The 7,148-nt window shown below is 45.1% G+C and carries 9 protein-coding genes; 6 read left to right on the top strand and 3 right to left on the bottom strand.

Features of this window, described 5'->3' with window-relative positions:
• Nucleotides 1-579 precede the first annotated feature (579 nt).
• Entirely contained in the window at nucleotides 580-1,695 is a 1,116-nt protein-coding gene (gene mraY, locus QUA13_RS30750) for a phospho-N-acetylmuramoyl-pentapeptide-transferase (RefSeq protein WP_333204667.1), read from the bottom strand.
• A 130-nt stretch (nucleotides 1,696-1,825) separates the two neighbouring features.
• Nucleotides 1,826-2,065 (bottom strand): DUF3134 domain-containing protein, encoded by a 240-nt coding sequence (locus tag QUA13_RS30745; RefSeq protein ID WP_172190580.1) that lies wholly within the window; start codon nucleotides 2,063-2,065, stop codon nucleotides 1,826-1,828.
• A gap of 413 nt (nucleotides 2,066-2,478) precedes the next feature.
• Between QUA13_RS30745 and QUA13_RS30740 the strand changes: the two genes are divergently transcribed.
• Together QUA13_RS30740 and QUA13_RS30735 are read left to right on the top strand one after the other, a co-directional pair.
• Nucleotides 2,479-4,155: a glycosyltransferase family 4 protein gene (locus tag QUA13_RS30740; RefSeq protein ID WP_333204665.1), complete on the top strand. Its 1,677-nt coding sequence runs from the start codon at nucleotides 2,479-2,481 to the stop codon at nucleotides 4,153-4,155.
• A 138-nt stretch (nucleotides 4,156-4,293) separates the two neighbouring features.
• A complete protein-coding gene (locus tag QUA13_RS30735) occupies nucleotides 4,294-4,878 on the top strand; it encodes a PAP/fibrillin family protein (protein WP_333204663.1) in 585 nt (194 codons plus the stop codon).
• A 144-nt stretch (nucleotides 4,879-5,022) separates the two neighbouring features.
• On the opposite strand, the gene QUA13_RS30730 is transcribed toward QUA13_RS30735, so the two are convergent.
• Nucleotides 5,023-5,262: a helix-turn-helix transcriptional regulator gene (locus QUA13_RS30730; RefSeq protein WP_333204661.1), complete on the bottom strand. Its 240-nt coding sequence runs from the start codon at nucleotides 5,260-5,262 to the stop codon at nucleotides 5,023-5,025.
• A 163-nt stretch (nucleotides 5,263-5,425) separates the two neighbouring features.
• Between QUA13_RS30730 and QUA13_RS30725 the strand changes: the two genes are divergently transcribed.
• From QUA13_RS30725 to QUA13_RS30710, 4 genes are all read left to right on the top strand, one after another.
• Nucleotides 5,426-5,686 carry a hypothetical protein gene (locus QUA13_RS30725; protein ID WP_333204659.1) on the top strand — a complete coding sequence of 87 codons (261 nt, stop codon included), beginning with the start codon at nucleotides 5,426-5,428 and terminating at the stop codon, nucleotides 5,684-5,686.
• Between the two features lie 130 nt (nucleotides 5,687-5,816).
• The gene (locus QUA13_RS30720; protein ID WP_333204657.1) at nucleotides 5,817-6,485 is read left to right on the top strand and encodes a Uma2 family endonuclease; all 669 of its coding nucleotides are present in this window, start codon (nucleotides 5,817-5,819) and stop codon (nucleotides 6,483-6,485) included.
• 164 nt (nucleotides 6,486-6,649) lie between these two features.
• On the top strand, nucleotides 6,650-6,904 hold the full coding sequence (locus QUA13_RS30715; RefSeq protein WP_333204655.1) for a type II toxin-antitoxin system ParD family antitoxin: 255 nt from the start codon (nucleotides 6,650-6,652) through the stop codon (nucleotides 6,902-6,904).
• On the top strand, nucleotides 6,901-7,148 hold a 248-nt coding region (locus QUA13_RS30710; RefSeq protein WP_333204653.1), incomplete at its 3' end, for a type II toxin-antitoxin system RelE/ParE family toxin. The genes QUA13_RS30715 and QUA13_RS30710, both read left to right, overlap by 4 nt.

The following is a 7,148-nucleotide window of genomic DNA, read 5'->3' as shown; positions in this document are numbered from 1 at the left end:
TGAAGTTTGTTCGCCATATTGGATTTCCTCTACTTTTACCCTAGATTTTAGTGTACCTTCATAGTGAATTGGTATTATCTGGTTCGCCTAAAATTTCTATTAGCGACTTGTCATAGTTTAATAAATTGTCGGGCGGGAATTGGGTATGCAAAATATTTAAATCATCAGCCGGACAGTTATTTAAGCAAAAAACGTCTAAAATGTAGGGAATTGGAACAGCATAACCGAGCCTAACGAGGTTCCAGTAAAAAACTGAGCTAGCAGCCAGCAAGAGAAGGCTTGTAAATGAAACAATTCTCCCAATATGGCCCACGACTTTATTGATTTCCATTGCATTAACTAGGGATATTATAGATTGTTCAGCGGTTGAAACTGTTACTTACTACAGAAACGAAGTCCCTCTCTAAGAGACTAAGAAATGTGGCTCAGCCCAAAAGCGTGTTGCTTTAGCCTTAAACAGGCAAGATGCCTGTTCCACAACTCCATTCAGTTCTTGTGGAACAGGCATCTTGCCTGTTTCTTTGAAATAGTAGAAAATATCTCTTACATCCCCTGTGCAGTCCGTCACTCAATCCGTTCTCAACTGTTGCTAGTCAACATCAGAATCATTAAAACTAACACCCCGTTAGTTAGATAAAAAATGCCAACAACCTGAGTTTCTAGCCAGCCGCACAACTCTAAATGATGGTGCAGCGGAGCCATTCTTAACAGACGCTTGCCGATTCCATCCGGCCCTTTTGTAGCCTTGTAATAACCTACTTGAGCAATTACTGACAGCGTTTCAATAAAGAAAATCCCGCTGATTATTAATAATATCCAAAGGCTATTTGTTAATAAAGCTACTGCACCCAACGCACCGCCCAAAGCTAAAGCACCTGTATCGCCCATAAACACGCTGGCTGGATTGCGGTTGTGTGCTAAGAAACCGAGACAACTGCCACTGGTGCAGGCGCAAAATATCATTAATTCTGGCGAAGTTGAGGCTACAGATGCGCCCAATCCCAAAAGTGCGATCGCCCCCAAACCTCCCATCAACCCGTCAATCCCGTCGGTAATATTAGTAGCGTTGCTTTCAGCTACCAGCACAAAACCAGCCAGCGGCCAAAACAGAAAACCTAAAGGCAATACCCAACCGAAAGGCAAAGCAATGCTGGTAGAAATAGCTGGTTCGCGGAACATCAGCCACAGACAAAATAGAGCTGCAAAACCTACTTGCAAAGCCAATTTCATCCTAGGTGAAATACCTTTATTCGACTTGCGGCGCAAAATTTGCCAGTCGTCGATCCAGCCGATGAAACCGTAAGCTAAAGTTAAAGCTGATACGGCAACAACATCTGAGTTAAATCTCGACCAAAGCAAAGCAACTGCGACCCCTGCGGGCACAAAAAAGATGCCTCCCATTGTCGGCGTTCCCGCCTTTTTTAAGTGAGCTTGGGGGCCGTCTTCGCGAATTATTTGTCCTGCTTTTAATTGCTGGAGTAAAGGCACAACTCCATAGCCCACAGCCGATGCAACTACAGCACAAACAGCTAGTGGCATAAATAGCGATGCAGGCCCATTCAAAAGTCTACCCGCTGCTAAATCTAAACCGATCGCGACAATGCCGAGCCCCAAACCCAGCAGCAGGAATAAATTCCTGCCTGTAAGTTTGAAAGGCATAGTAAAAGAAATTTTCTCATCCACAAAGTTATCCATAACACTCCTCAACACACACCATTTAAGAACAAGCAATTGAAAATTGGGGAATAGGGTGCGATACAGGAGATTGGGAAATATCTTAGTTTTTATTCCCTGTTTCCGGTTGATTACTTCACCCTTCTACAAGTTATTCCTCGCCTACACTCGCATCCTCTTCAACTTCCTCTTCTAAATCATCGTAAGGACTGTCGTCAACTGCCATTAGTTCTGAAATTTCTTCTTCGTGCAGATAGTCCGGTTCTTGGACATCCCTTGCTAACAGGCGATTGTTAGATTCCAACCAGTCTAAAAGAGAAGATTGCTGCTTTAATGGAATTACATCCGCAGGCAAGTGGCGAGGTATTTGACGCAGAGATGGGTTGTACATGATTCTCGGTTTTTAAAGACAAAGACGCGATCGAGTAGAGGTAATGTTTTGCCGACGGACTGTTGCTTTGATGAAGCACTTGCAAATCGGGCATCTAGCAAGGCTAAAGCATTATACCACAAGCACTGTTTGGTTCCGGATCGGATAAGATGGGAGACCCAAAAGGCGATCGCCCCCAATCATGGGCCTCAGGATAACACTAAAATCCGCTCTTGCCAATCCTTCTTTAGCCCTAAGCATTGTAATCCCAGACGGTCGTCTTTAAGATATCGCGGGACAGGTGGCTATCCTCTTCTCCAAGCCTCGTTAACGGGCAAGCGGTTGATTCAGAACAGTCTCCTGGTTTTTTATCAAAGCCTTATCCCGAAAGCCCTCTGGCTTCTTCAGTCAACTCTTGCGCAATAAATCTCAGAATGGATACAACGGCGGCGGTTTTATACAACAAAGAGGGTTACCACACCGGAGGGCAAAAACTTCTGGGGCGTCATTCAGCCGGAGAAGGGTTTCTCAAAAGCTTAGTCCAACACGGAACCGCTGACTCTCTCTACTGTTGCGCCGACAGCCAAACAACCTTTAAGGAGTTTTGTTCGCACATCCAACCTTGGCTGCAACAACCTCGGAAAGTCCGCTGGATTCCCACAGAACGACCGGATTTGCTCTCTCAACCGGGCACAATTTACCGACCCGATCCCGCCCTCTCGCAGATGGTTTGGGCGCGCAGATTTGTCGATCAGCGGGCCTACAGCGTTTGCGGCGTTACTCACACCATCGGTACCAAATATGTCATGGGGGCGATCGGCGATTTGATAACCGCACCCATGCAGCCTTGGGACGCCCTGATCTGCACCTCTGCCGCCGCGAAAACAGCAGTAGAAGGAGTTATGGGGGAGTGGTCTGAATATTTAGCGCAGCGCAACGGCGGTCAACCGGAAATTTTAGTCAAATTGCCGATTATTCCCCTAGGAGTGGATTGCAGCGCGTTTCCCCAGGGTGTGGAAGCAGTTAATAGTCGCCGCCAACTGCGGCAAGAACTCGGCATTTCTCCCGACGATATTGTTGTGTTATTTGTCGGTCGATTGACTTTTTCTGCAAAAGCTCATCCGGTACCGATGTACATCGCCCTAGAGGCCGCCGCACAACAGACAAAAGCCAAAATCCACTTAATTCAAGCAGGTTGGATCGAAGATCCGAGAGAAGAACCCGACTTTAAAAATAGCGCGCAAATCTTTTGTCCTTCCCTAAATGCTATTTTTTTAGATGGGAGACAGCCCGAAATTAGAATAAATATTTGGTCGGCGGCCGACATTTTCATTTCGCTTTCCGACAACATTCAAGAAACCTTCGGACTCACGCCAATAGAAGCAATGGCGAACGGACTGCCCGCCATAGTCTCCGACTGGAACGGATACAAAGAATCTGTACGCCACGAAATAGACGGCTTCCGCATTCCCACACTCATCCCGCCCCCGGAATCTTGTTTAGATTTAGCGCTAAATTATCTCGACGGCAGCTTAAATTGGCCGACTTACATGGGTCACACTTCCCTCGCCACAGCAGTTGACATTGATGCTTGCACCCGCGCGTTGTGCAAATTAATTGAAAATCCCGAAGTGAGAAAGCGGATGGGGGAAAATGCCAGACAAAGGGCAAGGGAAATTTATGATTGGAAAGTAGTAATTGCAGCTTACGAACAATTGTGGCGGGAATTAGCAGAAATTCGCCTTGGGGCACCAGAGTCAGCACCTGTAAAAGCCGGGAAGCCGCCTTATCCGCTGGGCGACGATCCGTTTCGGGTATTGGGTCATTATGCGACTCGAACTTTAAGCAATGAGATGATGCTGAGTTTAGGGCCGATCGCCACACCAGAAATTTTACAGCAGATACAGACAATTTGGTTTACCAGTTTTGGTGACGATCGGAGAATATCTGTTAGCATTCAGATGCAGATATTGGATACAATTAAGCAAGAAGGTGCTGTCAGCGTGGGGGAAGTTATCAGACGCTACGTTAAAAATGAGCAAGAATTAGCATACCTATATCGGACGATGCTCTATCTAATGAAATTTGGTATCTTAGTTATTAGTCATTAATTAATGTAGGGTGTACGCTGCGCACAAAAAGACCCAAGAATAAGCGCGCTAAAAACGACTTGTCGCGTAATTTATAAATAATATTGAACGCGAACTCAATAATATTTTTTCCTGATTCATTTCTCTTGCTAAAAAACTATGCTTAGAAAATCTGCACTCTTAGAGATAATAGCTGGCAAGAATCGCGGTTTGCTGGCGACGGCTAGCGACAAACAGGCGATTTTAAGCGCGATCGCCCAATTGGAAGATTACAACCCCACACCACGCCCTGTGGAAGCCGCAGAGCTTTTAAATGGCGATTGGCGGTTATTGTACACCACCAGCAGCGCACTGCTGAATCTTGACGGTTTTCCTTTGGTGAAATTGGGTTCAATTTATCAATCTATCCGCGTCAAAGAATCTAAAATTTACAATATTGCCGAACTTTACGGCTTGCCTTACTTAGAAGGAATTGTCAGCGTGGCGGCGACATTTGAGGCCACTTCGGAACGGCGAGTGCAGGTGAAGTTTGAACGGTCAATTTTCGGTTTAAGCAGGTTGATTGGCTATGAATCTCCAGTCCAGTTTATCAATGAGATTGAGTTGGGTAAAAAGTTCGCTGCTGTAGATTTTGGGTTCGATAGTCGCGAACAGCAGGGATGGCTGGATATTACTTATTTGGATAGCGATTTGCGGATCGGGCGCGGGAATGAAGGAAGTGTCTTTGTGTTGACAAAAGAGTGATTTTGTGATGTGTAATTAAGTGCGATCGCCACTTAACTCATTCTCAATTTATCTTTCTTTCATCCGCGTTGATCCGCGTTCATCTGCGGTTACAAATCAAAAATATATCACTTTTGCAAACAATTCAAGACTTCATCAGTATTGTTACTCCGTCGGTTTTTCCTGTTCTTTTTTTTCCGTCGGCATTGACTTTCGGACTGCTAGCACTAACTCCGCTTCGGTACATCGATACAAGTCCCGCATTCGGAATACTTGCCAAACTTCCATTTTTGGCAATGTTCGACCCTTTTCCCAGTTGCGAATTGAAGATTCCGCACATTCTAGTATATGTGCTACATCTATAATTTTCAGCCCCGCACGTTCTCTTAAGGCTCTCAGATCCATAGCTGACCGAACCTTTTGAGGGAGAAAACGTTAAGTTTTACCGTTAATAGTTGACGGAAATGACCTGTTTGATGTTTAATCATAGTAGTAGAGGCGTTAGTACATTCCCGCCAAGAGACTTACTAACGCCCTTTCCTGTACTCCTTACGAATACAACACGATTATGACACAAAACGGTTATCAACAGGGATTCGCAGCGAATCCTGGGGCGATAGCGTACCAAAAACGCCTTTACCCTTGGGCGATCGCCAAACTCATGCCCAGTATGCAGCGGGCGATTGTGGGGCGATTTCGCAGTCGATCGGATGCTGACGGGCTCTTGCTGTGTCTGCGTCAATTCATGCCTCAAGCAACGCTTGTCGTAGTCTTTGACTTGCAACCAGACTTAGAAGTACCAATTGCGGCGCCCACAGCAATTCGATAAGCACAATAATCTGAGTCCCCCTTAAAAAAGGGGGGCTAGAAAAATTGACAAATTACTAAATACCAATTACCACAGCAGATAAATATCAACCTAAGTTAGGATAATTTTATCCTCAATTTGCTTTTAAATCATGACTTCTACAACTGCAAAATTCATCGTGTCTCAAGTGGGAGAAATTCCCCAATGGCAAGCCGCCACATGGGAAGATTATGTAGCAGCTTGCGAAGATCCTTCTTTGGAGGAAGCGAGAATATTTTTTTATGAAGGATATCTTTGGATAGACATGGGTAATGAAGGGCCTCAGCACGCCAGATTTAACAACCTCTTGACCCTGGTATTTTACGCCTGGTTTGTCAGCAAAGGAGGACAAGCTTTCGATGATTTGGGTGGATGTGTAATTGAGAAGCCAAAGGTGGGAGGAGGTGCGCCCGATCGCATTTTATATGTCGGCGGAGAATTTATCCAATGGCAAAAAGGGGAACCGCGCCGACTTAATCTAAATAAATCGCGAATTCCCGATTTAGTGATAGAAACTTCCGATACGACTTTGGCCAGCGATTTAGATGAAAAAAAGCGGTTGTATGCCGCTTTGGGAATTCCTGAGTATTGGGTAGTAGATATTAAGGGCGAGAGAGTTTTGGCATTTCGCTTGCAGGAAAACGGGAAATATCAGGAATGCGAAATTTCGGGTGCGCTTGAGGGATTGCCAATTGCTTTGCTGTCTGATACTTTGAAACTTTTGGGTGAGGGAAATGGGACGGCTGCGATGTGGTTTGCTCAACAAATTGGGAAGTTGTAGAGAGGTTGGCGAAAAGTGCGATCGCCCGCGATTCACAATAATTTTTTCAAGCTCGACTCTAGGTCTGCCACAATCTCTGAGAATGTTGATATTTGTGCTAAGCTAATCTACAAAAGATGTCACGATCGTGCAGTAACCTTTCTGTGATTTAAAGGAGCAAGTCAATGAATATTGTCTTAAAGCCGGAATACGAAGAGTTTATTCGAGCGCAAATTCAAAGCGGAAAATATGGCAGCGCTGAAGAACTAATTGGAGAAGCGATCGCACTTTTAAGAGAACGAAAACAACGCATCGAAGAACTCCGCCAGAAAATAGCAGTGGGAACTGCACAAATTGCTAAGGGACAAGTGACAGATGGAGAACTTGTGTTTGCCAAAATTCAAGAAAAGATCGATCGAAGAGAACAGTCAGGGGGATGAACAGTTATACATTTTCAGATGAAGCCGTCCGAGACTTGAATGACATTTGTGAGTACATTGCTGGCAATAGTTCCAGGGCAGCCAGGGAGCTTTTTGATGCAATTCGTCAAAAATGTAAACTTGTCGCCGAATTTCCCAATATGGGCAAACGCTATGAGAGGTTATCCCCCAGGGTAAGAGCATCTCAATCAGTCTTGACAAAAGGATTTGAGAAGAAGCATCATGTATTCATCATTCATTGCAG

Origin of the sequence: Microcoleus sp. S28C3 (assembly GCF_036700785.1) — a bacterium.
In the GTDB taxonomy this organism is placed as follows: Bacteria; Cyanobacteriota; Cyanobacteriia; order Cyanobacteriales; family Microcoleaceae; genus Microcoleus; species Microcoleus asticus.
Note: the sequence above shows the minus strand (reverse complement) of the source record. Positions and strands in the feature narration are given on the sequence as shown.

What these genes read in the sequence shown, in the direction of transcription:
- QUA13_RS30740 (WP_333204665.1), top strand. Translation starts at nt 2,479, where the DNA reads ATGGATACAACGGCGGCGGTTTTATACAACAAAGAGGGTTACCACACC.
- QUA13_RS30715 (WP_333204655.1), top strand. Translation starts at nt 6,650, where the DNA reads ATGAATATTGTCTTAAAGCCGGAATACGAAGAGTTTATTCGAGCGCAA.
- QUA13_RS30730 (WP_333204661.1), bottom strand. Translation starts at nt 5,262, where the DNA reads ATGGATCTGAGAGCCTTAAGAGAACGTGCGGGGCTGAAAATTATAGAT.
- mraY (WP_333204667.1), bottom strand. Translation starts at nt 1,695, where the DNA reads ATGGATAACTTTGTGGATGAGAAAATTTCTTTTACTATGCCTTTCAAA.
- QUA13_RS30745 (WP_172190580.1), bottom strand. Translation starts at nt 2,065, where the DNA reads ATGTACAACCCATCTCTGCGTCAAATACCTCGCCACTTGCCTGCGGAT.
- QUA13_RS30725 (WP_333204659.1), top strand. Translation starts at nt 5,426, where the DNA reads ATGACACAAAACGGTTATCAACAGGGATTCGCAGCGAATCCTGGGGCG.
- QUA13_RS30720 (WP_333204657.1), top strand. Translation starts at nt 5,817, where the DNA reads ATGACTTCTACAACTGCAAAATTCATCGTGTCTCAAGTGGGAGAAATT.
- QUA13_RS30735 (WP_333204663.1), top strand. Translation starts at nt 4,294, where the DNA reads ATGCTTAGAAAATCTGCACTCTTAGAGATAATAGCTGGCAAGAATCGC.